The organism is Bacillus sp. FJAT-49736, assembly GCF_018343615.1.
In the GTDB taxonomy this organism is placed as follows: domain Bacteria; phylum Bacillota; class Bacilli; order Bacillales; family Bacillaceae_C; genus Margalitia.
This window is the reverse complement of sequence record NZ_JAGYPI010000005.1, coordinates 125,451-140,237: the sequence shown is the minus strand read 5'-3', so window position 1 is coordinate 140,237 and position 14,787 is coordinate 125,451. Positions and strand designations below refer to the sequence as shown.

Annotated in this window: 15 protein-coding genes; 12 read left to right on the top strand and 3 right to left on the bottom strand. The window is 38.2% G+C overall.

Translation table 11 applies throughout. From position 1 onward, the window contains the following. Positions 1 to 286: 286 nt before the first annotated feature. From KHA87_RS20410 to KHA87_RS20375, 8 genes are all read left to right on the top strand, one after another. Positions 287 to 1,492: an MFS transporter gene (locus KHA87_RS20410; RefSeq protein ID WP_213095988.1), complete on the top strand. Its 1,206-nt coding sequence runs from the start codon at positions 287 to 289 to the stop codon at positions 1,490 to 1,492. 100 nt (positions 1,493 to 1,592) lie between these two features. Next, complete coding sequence (gene gatC / locus KHA87_RS20405) at positions 1,593 to 1,883, top strand: Asp-tRNA(Asn)/Glu-tRNA(Gln) amidotransferase subunit GatC (RefSeq protein WP_213095987.1); 291 nt, start codon at positions 1,593 to 1,595, stop codon at positions 1,881 to 1,883. A gap of 13 nt (positions 1,884 to 1,896) precedes the next feature. Next, a complete protein-coding gene (gene gatA / locus KHA87_RS20400; protein WP_213095986.1) occupies positions 1,897 to 3,354 on the top strand; it encodes an Asp-tRNA(Asn)/Glu-tRNA(Gln) amidotransferase subunit GatA in 1,458 nt (485 codons plus the stop codon). Between the two features lie 12 nt (positions 3,355 to 3,366). Then, positions 3,367 to 4,797 (top strand): Asp-tRNA(Asn)/Glu-tRNA(Gln) amidotransferase subunit GatB, encoded by a 1,431-nt coding sequence (gene gatB / locus KHA87_RS20395; RefSeq protein ID WP_213095985.1) that lies wholly within the window; start codon positions 3,367 to 3,369, stop codon positions 4,795 to 4,797. A gap of 886 nt (positions 4,798 to 5,683) precedes the next feature. Continuing rightward, a complete protein-coding gene (locus tag KHA87_RS20390; protein ID WP_213095984.1) occupies positions 5,684 to 5,869 on the top strand; it encodes a hypothetical protein in 186 nt (61 codons plus the stop codon). 70 nt (positions 5,870 to 5,939) lie between these two features. Continuing rightward, positions 5,940 to 6,503, top strand: coding sequence for a thioredoxin family protein (locus KHA87_RS20385; protein ID WP_213095983.1), 564 nt, complete (start codon positions 5,940 to 5,942; stop codon positions 6,501 to 6,503). A 537-nt stretch (positions 6,504 to 7,040) separates the two neighbouring features. Then, positions 7,041 to 7,847 (top strand): arylamine N-acetyltransferase, encoded by an 807-nt coding sequence (locus KHA87_RS20380; protein WP_213095982.1) that lies wholly within the window; start codon positions 7,041 to 7,043, stop codon positions 7,845 to 7,847. A gap of 9 nt (positions 7,848 to 7,856) precedes the next feature. Continuing rightward, positions 7,857 to 8,375, top strand: a complete 519-nt coding sequence (locus KHA87_RS20375) for a GrpB family protein (protein ID WP_213095981.1) — start codon at positions 7,857 to 7,859, stop codon at positions 8,373 to 8,375. On the opposite strand, the gene KHA87_RS20370 is transcribed toward KHA87_RS20375, so the two are convergent. The 3 genes from KHA87_RS20370 to KHA87_RS20360 are packed head-to-tail and all read right to left on the bottom strand — an operon-like array spanning position 8,372 to position 11,481. Further along, positions 8,372 to 9,466 carry an acetyl-CoA C-acyltransferase gene (locus KHA87_RS20370; RefSeq protein WP_213095980.1) on the bottom strand — a complete coding sequence of 365 codons (1,095 nt, stop codon included), beginning with the start codon at positions 9,464 to 9,466 and terminating at the stop codon, positions 8,372 to 8,374. The genes KHA87_RS20375 and KHA87_RS20370 overlap by 4 nt on opposite strands. Next, positions 9,463 to 10,908, bottom strand: a complete 1,446-nt coding sequence (locus tag KHA87_RS20365) for an AMP-binding protein (RefSeq protein WP_213095979.1) — start codon at positions 10,906 to 10,908, stop codon at positions 9,463 to 9,465. The genes KHA87_RS20370 and KHA87_RS20365 overlap by 4 nt, the downstream gene beginning before the upstream one ends. Positions 10,909 to 10,923: 15 nt before the next feature. Continuing rightward, complete coding sequence (locus tag KHA87_RS20360; protein ID WP_213095978.1) at positions 10,924 to 11,481, bottom strand: biotin transporter BioY; 558 nt, start codon at positions 11,479 to 11,481, stop codon at positions 10,924 to 10,926. Positions 11,482 to 11,670: 189 nt separating this feature from the next. Here KHA87_RS20360 and KHA87_RS20355 point away from each other — a divergent pair, with 189 nt between their 5' ends. Genes KHA87_RS20355 through KHA87_RS20340 form a run of 4 tightly spaced genes read left to right on the top strand, consistent with a single transcriptional unit; the run spans position 11,671 to position 14,649 of the window. Beyond that, positions 11,671 to 12,216: an RNA polymerase sigma factor gene (locus tag KHA87_RS20355; RefSeq protein WP_213095977.1), complete on the top strand. Its 546-nt coding sequence runs from the start codon at positions 11,671 to 11,673 to the stop codon at positions 12,214 to 12,216. Then, a complete protein-coding gene (locus tag KHA87_RS20350) occupies positions 12,213 to 12,662 on the top strand; it encodes an anti-sigma factor (protein ID WP_213095976.1) in 450 nt (149 codons plus the stop codon). The genes KHA87_RS20355 and KHA87_RS20350 overlap by 4 nt, the downstream gene beginning before the upstream one ends. Then, positions 12,662 to 13,741, top strand: a complete 1,080-nt coding sequence (locus KHA87_RS20345) for a hypothetical protein (RefSeq protein ID WP_213095975.1) — start codon at positions 12,662 to 12,664, stop codon at positions 13,739 to 13,741. The genes KHA87_RS20350 and KHA87_RS20345 overlap by 1 nt, the downstream gene beginning before the upstream one ends. Then, on the top strand, positions 13,738 to 14,649 hold the full coding sequence (locus tag KHA87_RS20340; RefSeq protein WP_213095974.1) for a hypothetical protein: 912 nt from the start codon (positions 13,738 to 13,740) through the stop codon (positions 14,647 to 14,649). Before KHA87_RS20345 ends, KHA87_RS20340 begins: the two co-directional genes overlap by 4 nt. Positions 14,650 to 14,787 lie beyond the last annotated feature (138 nt).

Sequence of the window (14,787 nt, the reverse complement as noted above, 5' to 3'; positions counted from 1 at the left end):
TTGTCCTTAGAGCTGAATAGAAGAGGAATATTGTAAAGTGTATCGCTGAAAACTTGGAGATAATATATAAGCACGTGGAGGTATTTGTAAAAGGCATATTTAAAAACTATACATAATGAATATTTACATCTGTTATAATATTCATAACTATTTACAAGGAGGAAATACCAATGACAAAAATGAGTACAAGATTGCTGAATCAAGAAGTAGGAGTGAATAATTTTTAATAGAATGTAAACACTCCTGCTTCTTCTAAAAAAAATATTAAATGAAGTGGGAGAAAATAATGAAGAAGAATACGATTGCAAAACACAATATATCTATATTATTTTGGGTGCAGTTTTTTTCGACTATGAGCTTTTTACAGCCGGTGATAACACTTTTCTATATGGAACGCGGCCTTAGCGAAAAAGATATTTTAGTAGTGTTAATGTTTTGGAGTGTTGCGGTTATGCTGGGGGAAGTTCCTTCCGGTATATTTGCAGACCGTTTTGGAGCTAAAAAGTCCTTTTTGGCAGGGGCTCTAATTAATATAATTAGCTATAGTTTGCTGTTTTTTGCGCATTCGCCAGGACTTTTCTTTTTGTACAGTGCATTGAACGGCTTGTCGGTTACCTTCTTTTCTGGGGCAGATGAAGCATTGATTTATGAATCCTTGAAGGAAAGTGATGAACAGCATTTAATGGATAGGGCGATGGGGAAAATTCAATCAGCCGGATTTATTTCAGCAATGATTGCCGTTCTTTTTGGAGCCTATATTGCCAAGGATCTTAAGGAAGGTCAGTTTCAATTATTAATTGCGTTGGGATTGGTTTTTTATAGTGTCCAGCTAATCCTGCTCTTTTGGATTAAAAACCCAAGTTCTTTTACTCCATACCGTGAGAATCCTTTTAAACAGGTAACAGAAGGGTTAAAGGTAATAAAAGAAGCACCTCAGCTGTTATATATGTTTTTAAATGTAACGCTCGTATTTATCCCTGCCAGTGCAGTATATGAAAACTTCAATCAGCCATTGTTTACTCATGCAGGCTTACCGGTTTATTTAATTGGAATTGTCTATGCGGTTGCAGCTATTATTGGCTATTTTGCCTCTCATTCAGTTGGATGGCTGTGTGATCGATTTTCCAGAGTACTATTGATGAATATTACCGGTATATTAGCAGTTGTCGGACTTCTACTATCCGCGATGTACGGTGAAACACTTTGGCTTGTTCTGGGGGCTTTCTTTGTATTAAAATTTGTGCGCGCAATCAGATATCCTATTTATTCGCAGCTGAGCAATGATATTATTCCATCGGAAGTAAGAGCAACAACGATATCCCTGCTTTCGATCTTAGATTCTATTTGCGATTTAGTGGTATTTGGAATTATTTCAGCAGTTGCATTAAAAGGAATATCAAGTATTTTTGTGGGTTGTGCAATCCTTGCTTTAATTGGAACCTTGCTTCCAATCAAGATGGTGAAGACAAGGGTAAAATTGGAGAATAATTGATGTTAGGTAAGGACAAGTCTAATGAAGGCTTGTCCTTGCTTATTTATATACGATTCTGATATTATCAAAGATAAATTATTATCGCGAGGAGCCATTGGATATGTCAAGAATTTCAAAGGAACAAGTATATCATGTTGCAAATTTGGCGCGCCTGGATATAAAGGAACAGGAAGCTGAAAAATTCACAAAACAGTTAGATGACATTATTAATCTGGCAGAACTGCTGAATGAAGTTGATACTTCAGGGATAAAGCCAACCTCCCATGTATTAAATATTCATAATGTGATGCGCGAGGATGAGGCGGAAGAGGGACTTCCACGTGAGGAAGTACTAAAGAATGCACCAGATCACAAGGATGGGCAAATTCGGGTACCATCCATAATGGAGTAGGGAGGGAAATAAGGTGTCGCTTTTCGAACATAAGATTTCAGAGCTGCATGAATTTATACATAAAAAGGAAGTAAAGATATCTGAATTGGTAGATGAATCATTTAAAAGAATTGGGGATGTCGAGCAGAAAGTTCAGGCCTTCTTAACATTAGATGAAGAAAATGCCCGTAATGTCGCACAGCAACTAGACGAACAGGTAGGAACAGAAGCATCGAGGAATCCTCTATTTGGATTGCCAATTGGAATTAAGGATAATATCGTGACAAAGGGATTGCGTACAACATGTGCGAGTAAAATTCTTGAAAACTTTAATCCTATTTATGATGCGACGGTCATGGAAAAATTACATAAGAGCGGTACGATAACAATTGGAAAATTGAATATGGATGAATTCGCAATGGGTTCATCAACGGAAAATTCAGGGTTCCATAAAACATTTAATCCGTGGAATTTAGAAGCAGTTCCAGGTGGATCTTCAGGAGGTTCCGCTGCAGCAGTTGCCGCCGGGGAGATACCTTTTTCATTAGGTTCAGATACAGGTGGGTCTATTAGACAACCAGCGGCATTTTGCGGGGTTGTAGGACTGAAGCCAACATATGGCCGAGTATCGCGCTTTGGACTTGTTGCATTTGCCTCTTCCTTTGATCAAATTGGTCCGATAACGAGAACGGTAGAAGACAATGCTTATCTGTTACAAGTAATTGCCGGAGGAGACAAGCACGATTCTACATCTGCAAATGTTGAAGTACCGAACTATCTAGCTTCGCTTACCGGCGATGTAAAAGGATTAAGGATTGCTGTCCCGAAGGAATATTTAAGTGAAGGAGTAAGTCCAGAGGTTCGGGAGGCTGTGCTTACTTCGCTGAAAACTCTCGAAGGTTTAGGTGCAACATGGGAAGAAGTATCACTGCCACATTCTAAGTATGGTGTAGCAGCTTACTATCTTTTATCCTCATCTGAGGCATCCTCCAACTTATCCCGTTTTGACGGTGTGCGTTACGGGTACCGCACACTAAATGCAGAGAACTTGTTAGAATTATATAAGAAAACCCGTTCAGAGGGATTTGGAGAAGAGGTTAAACGCCGTATTATGCTTGGAACCTTTGCCTTAAGCTCCGGTTATTATGATGCCTATTATAAAAAAGCACAACAAGTCCGCACCTTAATTAAAAAGGATTTTGATGATGTTTTTGCAAAGTATGATGTAATTATTGGACCTACGACTCCAACCCCGGCTTTTAAAATTGGGGAAAAAATTGCGAATCCACTAACCATGTATGCGGAGGATCTATTGACCATCCCAGTAAATCTTGCGGGAGTCCCGGGAATATCCATTCCATGTGGTTTCGCGAAGGGTCTGCCAATTGGTATGCAAATTATCGGAAAGCATTTTGATGAAGGTACAGTTTATCGAGTCGCTCACGCATTTGAACAAGCAACCGATTATCATACAAAAAAACCGCAGCTGTAAGGGGTGAAAAAAATGAAATACGAAACGGTTATAGGACTTGAAGTACATGTGGAATTAAAAACAGATTCCAAGATTTTTTCTTCCGCACCAGCTCATTTCGGAGCAGATCCTAATACAAATACAAATGTTGTTGACCTTGGGTACCCAGGTGTTTTGCCAGTATTAAATAAGCGAGCTGTTGAATTTGGAATGAAGGCAGCAATGGCATTGAACTGCCAAATCGCAACGGAAACAAAATTTGATCGAAAAAATTACTTTTATCCAGATAATCCAAAAGCGTATCAAATCTCTCAATTTGACCACCCAATAGGGGAGCATGGATGGATAGAGATAGAAGTAGATGGTTATAAAAAGAAGATTGGAATTACTCGTATTCACTTAGAAGAAGACGCTGGTAAACTTATGCATACCGCTGACGGCTATTCACTTGTAGATTATAATCGTCAAGGTACACCATTAATTGAGATTGTATCTGAGCCAGATATCAGAACACCAAATGAAGCATATGCTTATCTGGAAAAATTGAAATCCATCGTTCAATATACAGGCGTTTCCGATTGTAAGATGGAAGAAGGCTCACTACGCTGTGACGCAAATATTTCTCTACGGCCAGAGGGTCAGAAAGAATTTGGAACAAAGACAGAACTTAAAAACTTAAACTCTTTTAACTTTGTCCGTAAAGGCTTGGAATTTGAACAAAAGCGCCAAGAGGAAATTCTTCGATCGGGCGGCGTGATTGAACAAGAAACACGCCGTTTTGATGAGGCAACTGGCCATACGCTATTAATGCGGGTGAAGGAAGGATCAGATGATTATCGTTATTTTCCGGAGCCGGATTTAGTTCCGATTTTCATCGATGAGGAATGGAAGGAAAGAGTTCGTGCTGAGATTCCTGAGCTTCCGGATCAACGCCAGAAACGCTATGTTGAAGAGCTTGGATTACCCGTTTATGATGCAGGAGTGTTAACGGTAACAAAGGAAATGGCTGATTTCTTCGAAGCGACGGTTGCAGCTGGAAGCGAAGCGAAGCAAGCTTCTAACTGGATAATGGGTGAGCTTTCCGCTTATTTGAATGCAGAGCAGAAGGAGCTTCATGATATTTCATTAACACCGGAAGGCTTAGCCGGCATGATTAAGCTTATCGAGAACGGAACTATCTCATCTAAAATAGCTAAGACCGTATTCAAGGAACTTGTAGAAAACGGCGGAGACCCAGAACAAATCGTGAAGGATAAAGGGTTGGTGCAAATTTCTGACGAGAGTGCCCTTTTAAAAGTGATTACAGAGATACTAGATTCTAACCAACAATCTATAGATGATTATAAGAGCGGTAAAGCAAAAGCAGTGGGGTTTTTAGTTGGACAAGTTATGAAAGCAACTAAAGGACAAGCAAACCCACCAATGGTAAATAAATTGTTAGTACAAGAATTGAATAAAAGATAATGATAGAAAAGGTAGATTTCAATTGAAGTCTGCCTTTTTTATTTTGGGGTAAGCCGAAAAAGATAGGAAGAACGCCGAAAAGAGAGGGTAGAGTGCCGGATTATAGGGTGAAAGTGGAGAAATCAGTTAAGAGTTGCGGCAAAATTGGAGGAAACGCCGAAAATAATAGGAAGAACGCCGAAAACAGTGAGTAGAATGCCGAATTTTAGGGTGAAAGTGGAGAAATCAGTTAAGAGTTGCGGAAAAATCGAAGAAAACGCCGAAAAAGATAGGAAGAACGCCGAAAAGAGAGGGTAGAGTGCCGAATTTTAGGGTAGAAGTGGAGAAATCAGTTAAGAGTTGCGGAAAAATCGAAGAAAACGCCGAAAAAGATAGGAAGAACGCCGAAAAGAGAGGGTAGAGTGCCGAATTTTAGGGTAGAAGTGGAGAAATCAGTTAAGAGTTGCGGAAAAATCGAAGAAAACGCCGAAAAAGATAGGAAGAACGCCGAAAACAGTGAGTAGAATGCCGAATTTTAGGGTGAAAGTGGAGAAATCAAGTTGAGGTGCGCAAAAATGGAGAGAAGTCGCTGAACTCTAGTGGATACGCTGTAAATACCAATAAGAACGCTGAAAAAAGGAAGAAGGTTGAGTAATTAATAGAGGAATTCGTGGAACACAAATAGAGCCTCATAAAAAGAACGATAAAAAATCGACTAGATTTCCGTTTTAAAAAAGGAAAATCACTAACCACTAGGATGGACGCTGATTTTTTAAACCGTACAGATTTCAAAATCACCTACAATATAAGAAATTTGTCGAAAAAAAGCCATGCACTTCTAAGTTAATTTTAATCTTTTGGTGGTAAAAAGAAGATGTAAATAAACATAAGGGTGTGAGTACAAACAATGTGTTTAGGCCAATTTAAATTTACCGAAACATGTGCATATTGTTTGAAAAAAACAGGCGAAGGAATTGATTTTGTGTTGCCTGTTTATGACTGGAAGAGTGAAAAGCTGCTTGGATATTTTTGCAAGGAGCATTATTTAAAGGTAAAAAGCCGTAACATTATTCAATATAAAAAGGCAAATTAAACAGACAGAATCTGAAAAGTGTAATTTCCGCTCTTGTCATATATAATGAAGATAAAAAGGAGTGATCGAAATGACCGCTTTACATGAATGGTTTGAAAAAGGCATGACTGCAAAGGAATATATTGATTCAATGCAGGTACATAAAGATAGTCTTCTATCGATTTATGATGGCTTCCGTTTGCAAAAGGAGGACGAGGCTTTTTTAAATGCGCTCAGTGAAAAAGGCTTACGAGCTATTGTTTTAACAGAGGATTGGTGCGGGGATGCTATGGTGAATGTGCCTATTCTATTAAAACTTGCGGAAGCAGCCAATATAGATGTCCATATGCTTTTAAGAGATCAAAACCTAGAGCTAATGGATCAATACTTAACTAATGGTACAGCACGTTCTATTCCTATTTTTATCTTTATTGATAAAACAGGTAATGAAGTTGCCAAATGGGGACCTCGTGCACCTAAGATTCAGGAAATGGTGATGGAATTGCGCTCTGTCCTTCCTTCAAAGGAAGACCCAAGCTTCGATGAAAAACAAAAAGAAGTTTTCGCAAAAATGCATGCAGCGTTTACACAAGATACTTCTGTTTGGGAAACAATCTATAGTAGCTTAAAGTCAACTTTGAATACAGTGATATAAAATTTTTTAGAGGTTCCGCCCTTTTAGGACGGGTCTCTTTTATTATTTCCAAAGATTAAGTAAGTGGTCATATTGGGAATTCTGCCCGCTATCCCGTTTTTTATAATCTTGATTGACTGTGAAATCAGTGAGTAGTTTTTAACTTAAAGTATATGGATGGAGCCTGTCCTTTGGACGGGCTTTTTTGTATAGAAGTTTTGTTGTTTTTTAGGGATAGTTAGTCAAGATTACGAGATTAATCAATTGTTTCGTGAAATTATTTTCTTCGTCTATGAAATCTTAAGCGGAATCAGTTATTAGTATAGTAGTTCCATACCCGATCTTTTGATTATAAAATATTGAATTATAACAAATAAATTAAATCTCATGGATAGCGTAAATAATTTGCAAAAAAATGGTATAATTTTATCCAAAGCTATTTTCGTATAGATTGTGGTTTACCTTTCCAATTACAAATAGTTTAAAAAAGAGCCTTATCCAATAAAGAATTTTCATCTTTAAGAGAACATATCCTTTAACGGGAAGGATTGATCGGTTATGGATAATACGATTCATGCATACTTAAAATATTTAAAGATAGATAAGGAAGCACCGACTTTAAACTACTTACAACGATTAATTCAACATCATTTATCGCTTATCCCATACGAAACCTTCAGTAAGTTTCACTATTATCAGGAAAAGACGAATTTTGTTCCTGCATTGGAAACATTCGTAGAAAACTTAATGGAAAGAGGCTGGGGAGGCACTTGCTATACATTAAATATTAATTTTTCAAGATTAATATCTGCTTTAGGATTTAATTGCTCGCTAGTAAGGGTAATTCCTGGCCATGTGGCAATTATGGTGAAAATAGATGAACGTAAATTTTATGTGGATGTTGGATACGGATCGCCAATTATGAAGCCTGTCGAGCTTGATTCAAAGAGAAGACATGTACTGCATGGATTTGGTGAAGAGATTATTTTTGAAAAAAGAACCGCGGAACGGTATGAAATCGATCGTCGTTCGAATGGGAAATCCTTTGTTCGTAAAGAAATAGAATGGGTACCATTAACGGAGGAAGACATACAAGAAGATATTGAATCCTCCTATTTTGATCATGACCATAATACAACGATGAGACGAATTACCGCGGTTCGTTTTAACGGACATGAATGTTATTTTCTTCGTGACCGTACAATAAAAGTAATGACTTATCGGAATATAAGAGAAATCCAGCTGAAAGATATGAAAAAATGGCTTCATCTTGTCCGGGAAGTCTATCAAATCGATCAAAACTCTCTCATGGAATCGGTAGATTTTTTAGAACAGCGTGGAGTCCATTTATTTAGGAAGGGATGAAGAGGAATCATGAGACAGGTAGAGGTAGTCCCATATAATCTTAACTGGCCAAAACTGTTCGAGGAAGAGGCCCAGAGTATTAGGAATGTAATGAAAAATATCATTGTAAACATACATCATATCGGCAGTACTTCTATTCCGGGAATGGCAGCAAAACCTATCATTGATATTATGATTGAAGTGGAATCGATTGAAAAAGTAGATTCCTATAATCAGGAAATGATTCAGTTAGGCTATGACCCGCAAGGGGAGAATGGAATTCCTAATAGACGCTATTTCTCTAAGGGAGGAGATAACCGTACACATCATGTCCATATTTTCCAAACTGGAAATCCGGAAGTAGAACGGCATTTATTGTTTCGCGACTATCTAATTGTCCACCCAGAGGAAGCGAAAAGCTATAGTAATTTAAAGAAATCCCTTTCCTTACAGTTTCCATTCGATATAGAACAATATATCGATGGAAAAGATTGCTTAATAAAAGAGCTGGATGAAAAAGCAAAAGCTTGGAAATATAAGAGAAGTTAAATACATGTTTCAAATAGCATAGCTAATCCGATGCCTCCGCCGCTTCCAATGGCAGCAATAACATACCTGCAATCCTGCCTTTGCTGCACTTCATAAAATAATCGGGTTACTAATATGCTTCCAGAAGCGCTATAAGGATGGCCGAGCGCGATGCTGCCCCCACGTGTGTTTAACTTTTCATATGGTATACCTAGCTCTTTGGCGCAGGCAACTGCTTTAGAAGCAAAAGCCTCATTTATTTCAAATAAATCAATATCGCGAATATCTAAATTTCTTTTTTTTAATAAACCTTTTATCGCAAAAACTGGAGCTATACCCGGGAAAAATGGGTGTACTCCAAATACCTCGCTGTCCACAAATCGTAGGATAGGTTGTAAGGACAAACTTTTCGCTTTGTTTTCGCTCATCACTACGACCGCACAAGCTCCGTCATTGATGCTGCAGCTGTTTGCAGCCGTTACGCTACCGTTTTTTATAAATGTAGGAATGGCTCTTAATAAAATGCGTTTTATATCTCTTTTACGGACTAATTCTTCATCCGTAGTCTGCCCTTCGATTGGAAGTATTTCCTGCTTATAGAACCCAGTCTCCAGTGACTCCCAAGCCCGTTGATAGCTTAACTCCGCAAATTCATCTTGATCATCACGTGTAATTTGATATGTCTTAGCCACATACTCCGCTGCCAATCCCATATCAGGGTCGCCGATATCTTCTGGAGAAAATCTAGCCCTTTTCTCAAATGGAGAGGTACTCACGCTCTCCGCTCCACCAGCTATATAGCAGTCTCCTGCACCAGCTTCCACCAGGCAACATGCAAGCCTGATTGCTTCTAATCCCGCGCTGCATTGCCTGTCAATAGTAAGTCCAGGCACATGGAGGGGTAGACCAGCTTGTAAGCCTGATAATCTGGCAATGTTTCCTCCTAGCCCAACAATATTGCCTAAAATGACATCATTAAGGTGTTCCTCTATTCCTTCACTTAAATGCCTAAGAAGAGGTGCCAATAACTGTTGAACCTCTAAGTGTTTAAAAAATCCGTTCTCTTTTCCAATTGCACTTCGTTTTGCTTTCACAATTACTGCTTTACTCATCTTTTCATCACCATTCTACTTACCTCCGCCCGTGCGACTTTTCCTCCGGCAGTATGCGGAAGTTCATCAACAAAATACCACGATCGTGGAATTTTAAAGCTTGCTAATTTCCCCTTGCAAAATTTCCTTAACTCACTCTTTTCACAGGACCCTTTAATAACAGCAGTGACAAGCTGTCCCCAATAAGCATCTGGCATACCGATAACAGCTACCTCTTCCACATTGGGATGTGAAGAAAGGACAGATTCAACCTCTTCTGGAAAAATATTAATCCCTCCGTATAGAATCATCGAATTTTCCCTACCGATAATATATAAAAAACCGTCTTCATCAAGATGTCCTATATCCCCTACAGTCATCCATTCATCTGTCATCGGCGCGTTTGCGTCCCCATTTTCGGTTAAATACCCTATAAAAATCATTTCGCTTTTCACAAATATTTTTCCAGACTCATTGGGTGATGCGATATTGCCATTTTCATTAACAACCTTAATCTCCACATTATGGCAAGGTCTTCCTACGGATGTCGGCTTCCGTATAAAATCTTGTTGGGATAAAACCGATACAAAGCTTAATTCCGAAGCTCCGTAAAATTCGTATAGTATAGCTGATGGAAACAGTGTCTGTAATCTTGCCTTTGAAACATTCTCCCATTTTGCACCCGAAGAAAAGATTTTTAATGGGAGGGTAATCCTTTTCTCCTCTTTTAATATCGCCTCAATCATGGTGGGGACAGAGTACATGATGGAAATTGGCTCGTTCTCTAGAATTTGAAGGACCAATGCAGGACTAAAGCTGTCAAGCAGATGAACGGTTCCTCCTAAAAATAGAGTACTTATGGCTCCATATAAAAAGTGGGAATGTATAAGGGCTCCAGGTATCAAAACATGTTCATTTAGACCCATATGGAAATCAATCGTGTTGCAATCAAAGCTCTTTACCCATGAAAGATGTGATCGAATAAACGCTTTTGGTTTACCTGTTGAACCGGAGGTAAATCCCATATAAAAGGGTTCTTCCGCATTAATAGGCTCCATAATTATTTCTTTCCATTCTTGTATAGCCTCTTGAAGCTCAGATAGATAAAGAATATTTTTATTTGTATGTGCTAAGCATTCAAAACGTTGATCGGAAATAATAAGAAGGTCCGGCTTGCAAAGATTGATTCTATCCTCTAGTTCTCTGAGACTCGATTTAATATCTAGCGGAATGGCAGTCCAACCAGCCATTGCTGCTCCGGAAAAAATTTGCAGAAAGGACGAGCTATTTGGCAACAATAGACCAATTCGTTTTCTTTCGGAGAACTGTGATTGCAGCCAGCAGCTTGTTTTAGAAACAAGCTGGGACCATTCTTGATAGTTTATTGTTTTCTCTTTCGTCCGAATAGCAATCCGATTAGGATGACATTTTGCATGAGCATTGTATGTATCTGTTATGAGCATTATTTTTTCCCTCTCTTATTTTTCAAAAGAATAGGGGAGTAATCTCCTTGGTAGTCTCTTTCTTACAGCAATTGTTAATATGGATGCAATAATTGCTTTTAGCAGATCACCGGGGATGTATATAAGGCTTAATTTCGCTGCTTGTAACACGCTAATTTTCATAACCAGTGCTTGAATCGAAATACCGAAGCAATAAAGAAGGACAATTCCCCCGATAATATTTACTAGCAACACTTTTGTAAAAGATATCGCCTTCACTTTTGTTAGTAACCACCCGATAAAAAACGCAGCAATTATATAGCCAGCAAGAAATCCAGCGCTAGGACCTACAAAAACACTAAATCCACCCCTACCTCCCGATAGAATTGGAGCACCTGCCGCGACTAGTAGTAAGAACACTAATTGACTCAAGCCTCCAAGCCGAGCTCCTAGCAAACTTCCAGAAAGCATTACTCCAAGTGTTTGGAGCGTGACGGGAACAGGGGTAAAAGATAGAAAAATAGGCGGCACAAACCCTAATGCAGCCATTATTCCTGCAAATAGTGCGACAAATACCATATCTCTGATTTTCATATAAGATTCTCCCTTTTTTATTTTATAGTAAAATCAAATTAGAACATAAATATTCTATTAATTTTCTTGTTTATATGTCAACCTAAATATATTTATGGTTAACAATTATTTTTTTGAAATTTACTGTAGGGTTTTATTCCTTTTATATCGTTTATTAAGTGGATTTAAGAGAAAGGGGGGAGAGGAAGCTTGGATGCAGCTTTAATTAAGAAAGTGAAAAATGGCAATGATCATGCCTTTCGGCTGCTGGTTGAAAAATATCGTTTACATATATTTCACACTGTTTTTGCCATATTGCGTAATCAGCAGGATGCTGAGGATGCAGCTCAAGAAGTGTTTTTGAAAATCTATGCCTCTCTCCCCCAATATGAGGATCAAGGCTTTAAAACTTGGATTACAAGAATTGCAGTCAATCATGCAATTGATATGAAACGAAAGCAAACAAGAAGACACGAAGAACTGACAACAGAATTTCAGCCGGAATACCACATTTCTGGAAAAGCAGAAACAGCAGAAGTAATAGTTTTAAAAAATGAGCAAAAGAAGATTTTTCAAAAGCGTCTGGGTGATATCCCTGCTAATTATAGAGATGTCATTGAAGGCTTCTATATTAATGAAAAATCCTATCAGGAATTGGCAGAGGAACAGCAGGTTCAAGTGAAAACAATTGAAACTAAACTGTACCGGGCTAGACAGTGGATGAAAAAGCATTGGAAGGAGGACGATTTTAGGTGAATCATATTTCTTATGAAAAATGGCTTCAATATACACGAGGTGAATTAGATTCTGCCACACAGAAAAAGTATGAAGATCATTTATATGACTGTGACCAATGCTTGACCGTCTATTTGGAGGCTGTGGATGCTGAGGAGAAGCTGCTGCCGGTTATGAATAATGAGGATACATTTACGGACCTGATTATGCAGCAAGTGGAAAGTCAAAAAAAGGCAACGAAGCCGCAAAAACAAAGCTTCTATCAAAAGGCTGTCTTTCACTATCTAGTAGCAGCGGCAATGACTATTATTTTGATGACCTCTGGAGTGTTTTCGCATTTAACTAATGCAATAAATGAATTTGAAGCAAATAAAAAGAAGGAGCCTTCCGTTGTAATGGGGCTCATGAATAAATCAGTGTCATTGATTGATAAAGTGGAAAAAAATCCTAAGGAGGGGAACAAGTAATGAATAATAATAAGAATCCTATTATAGCCTTTTTACTCGGCTTTTTTCCGGGTGGGGGTTTGCTTTATTTAGGAATCATGAGCGGATTGTTTTACACGATTTCCGTTTGCGGCCTTGCTGTCATAGCGTTCTTTCTAGCTGTTACATGGCCATATAATGAAATGCCCGCGGTATTAATGACATTCATTGGATTTGTAATTTATGTGGTTAGCATCATAGTCACTGCGGTGAAAGCGTCTAAGGTCACACAAACAAAACAACAAGAAGAAACTGCTGTAGACTTTAGAAAACAAGATACCGAGCGTTTTTACACGATTCTATTATCCTTTATCCCTGGGGTGGGTCATTTCCAGCTAGGTTTAATGAATCGGGGATTGACTATATTAACTACCTTTTTGGGATTAGGTGTGATGGTCATTTTCATCACAGCTCTCACACATCGTGCTGAATTTATGGTTTTCCTAGCTTTCTTACCAATTATTTGGATATACGGTTTTTTTGATGCGGTCCGCCAGCTGACGAAAAAGCAGCAAGGGGAGGAACTGGTAGACCGTTCTATCTTTGAAGAATTTGAAATGAGAAGGGAAGATGGAAAGAAGAGCAAATCCATCGCAACATTCCTGTCTATTTTTCCAGGTGCTGGTCATTTATATTTAGGTCTGCAAAAACGTGGTATTCAATTAATGGCGGCTTTTCTTTTCTCCATTTATATATTAGATATTCTGAGATTAGGGATATTTTTATTCCTAGTACCCATCATTTGGTTTTATAGCTTTTTTGATGGACTACAAAAAGCATCTAAGTATAGGAAGGAAGAACTGGAGGACAAACCGATTATTTCATACTTAATTAATAATCAAAAATGGGTAGGGATTACGCTTATTCTTCTTGGCTTATATTATTTGATCTCTAATATTGTCCTGCCAGTCTTTTCACCAATGCTGTCAAGGATAATTCATATTGATCTATATTATTGGTTTAATAATTATTTCCAAACAGTATTCGTCTGTCTCCTTCTTATTGGCGGCGGAATAAAGCTGATGGCAGGAACGAAGAGAAAGGGAGATGAAAAAGGATGAAATCATGGCGAGTCGGTAGCATTTCCATGGGGGCAGCTCTATTGTTTTTGGGTGTATTTCTCTTGCTCACTCAAATTTTTCATTGGAAGATGGCAACAGCATTGGTCGCTTGGTGGCCGATTTTACTCATAATATTGGGAGTTGAAGTTCTTCTATCCCTTTATTTTTCCAAGCAGGAAAAGCCGATAGTAAAATATGATATTCTTAGTATCTTTTTCATCGGCATCATTGGAATGTGCGGTATTGCATTAACGATATTTAGTTCGACAGGGATATTAGATAAAGTAACATATGCAGTGGCTGCGGAAACCAAAACCTTAGATTTACCGAAGTTTAGCAAGGATTTAGATAATCGAATTAAAAGAGTAGTTCTAGAAACACAAAATCAGCCAGTAACGATTGAAACAACAGATGAAAGAACACTTTCTGCATTCGGAACATATCGAACAGAAATCGTTCAGAACCGTTCCGATATGAAAAACGTGGATGATTATTTAATGGTGGAACAAAAAGGAGACACTATTTATTTGAAGCTAAAGGATGGTCCGAATCAGCTTGAACCATTTACAAATCGGACAGAGCTTTCAGAAACGATTTTAATTCCTTCCAATATTCGACTAGAAGTAGAAGGAAACTATAACCTTATTTCACTAAAGGTGAGAAGCCTATCAAGTAATTGGTTTATTCGTCACGCATCAGAAATAAATATTCAAGTAATGGGCAATCCTGATTTAATGGTAAAAGCTAATCAAGTACAGGAATTAGCTGGAGACGGGTGGATAGAAAGGAAGAATAAGGGCAATAATGAGGAGGCTGAGGAGAAACATGGCAGTCTCACATTTGGTGCGGGAACACATCATATCGAAATATCTCAAACATCCACCGTTTCGTTCGAACACTTGCCATAAGTGATAGACAGCTGTTCACTAGATTTTTACAAAGAAAAGAGTTATGATAATCGAGAGAAAATGTTGAATCTGGCTTATGGCCAGTTTTTCTTTGCAACGGACTTTTAGTAAAATCGAAAAAGAGAAAATTCATCGCAA

What these genes read in the sequence shown, in the direction of transcription:
- KHA87_RS20410 (WP_213095988.1), top strand. Translation starts at nt 287, where the DNA reads ATGAAGAAGAATACGATTGCAAAACACAATATATCTATATTATTTTGG.
- gatC (WP_213095987.1), top strand. Translation starts at nt 1,593, where the DNA reads ATGTCAAGAATTTCAAAGGAACAAGTATATCATGTTGCAAATTTGGCG.
- gatB (WP_213095985.1), top strand. Translation starts at nt 3,367, where the DNA reads ATGAAATACGAAACGGTTATAGGACTTGAAGTACATGTGGAATTAAAA.
- KHA87_RS20390 (WP_213095984.1), top strand. Translation starts at nt 5,684, where the DNA reads ATGTGTTTAGGCCAATTTAAATTTACCGAAACATGTGCATATTGTTTG.
- KHA87_RS20385 (WP_213095983.1), top strand. Translation starts at nt 5,940, where the DNA reads ATGACCGCTTTACATGAATGGTTTGAAAAAGGCATGACTGCAAAGGAA.
- KHA87_RS20380 (WP_213095982.1), top strand. Translation starts at nt 7,041, where the DNA reads ATGGATAATACGATTCATGCATACTTAAAATATTTAAAGATAGATAAG.
- KHA87_RS20375 (WP_213095981.1), top strand. Translation starts at nt 7,857, where the DNA reads ATGAGACAGGTAGAGGTAGTCCCATATAATCTTAACTGGCCAAAACTG.
- KHA87_RS20370 (WP_213095980.1), bottom strand. Translation starts at nt 9,466, where the DNA reads ATGAGTAAAGCAGTAATTGTGAAAGCAAAACGAAGTGCAATTGGAAAA.
- KHA87_RS20365 (WP_213095979.1), bottom strand. Translation starts at nt 10,908, where the DNA reads ATGCTCATAACAGATACATACAATGCTCATGCAAAATGTCATCCTAAT.
- KHA87_RS20360 (WP_213095978.1), bottom strand. Translation starts at nt 11,481, where the DNA reads ATGAAAATCAGAGATATGGTATTTGTCGCACTATTTGCAGGAATAATG.
- KHA87_RS20345 (WP_213095975.1), top strand. Translation starts at nt 12,662, where the DNA reads ATGAATAATAATAAGAATCCTATTATAGCCTTTTTACTCGGCTTTTTT.
- KHA87_RS20340 (WP_213095974.1), top strand. Translation starts at nt 13,738, where the DNA reads ATGAAATCATGGCGAGTCGGTAGCATTTCCATGGGGGCAGCTCTATTG.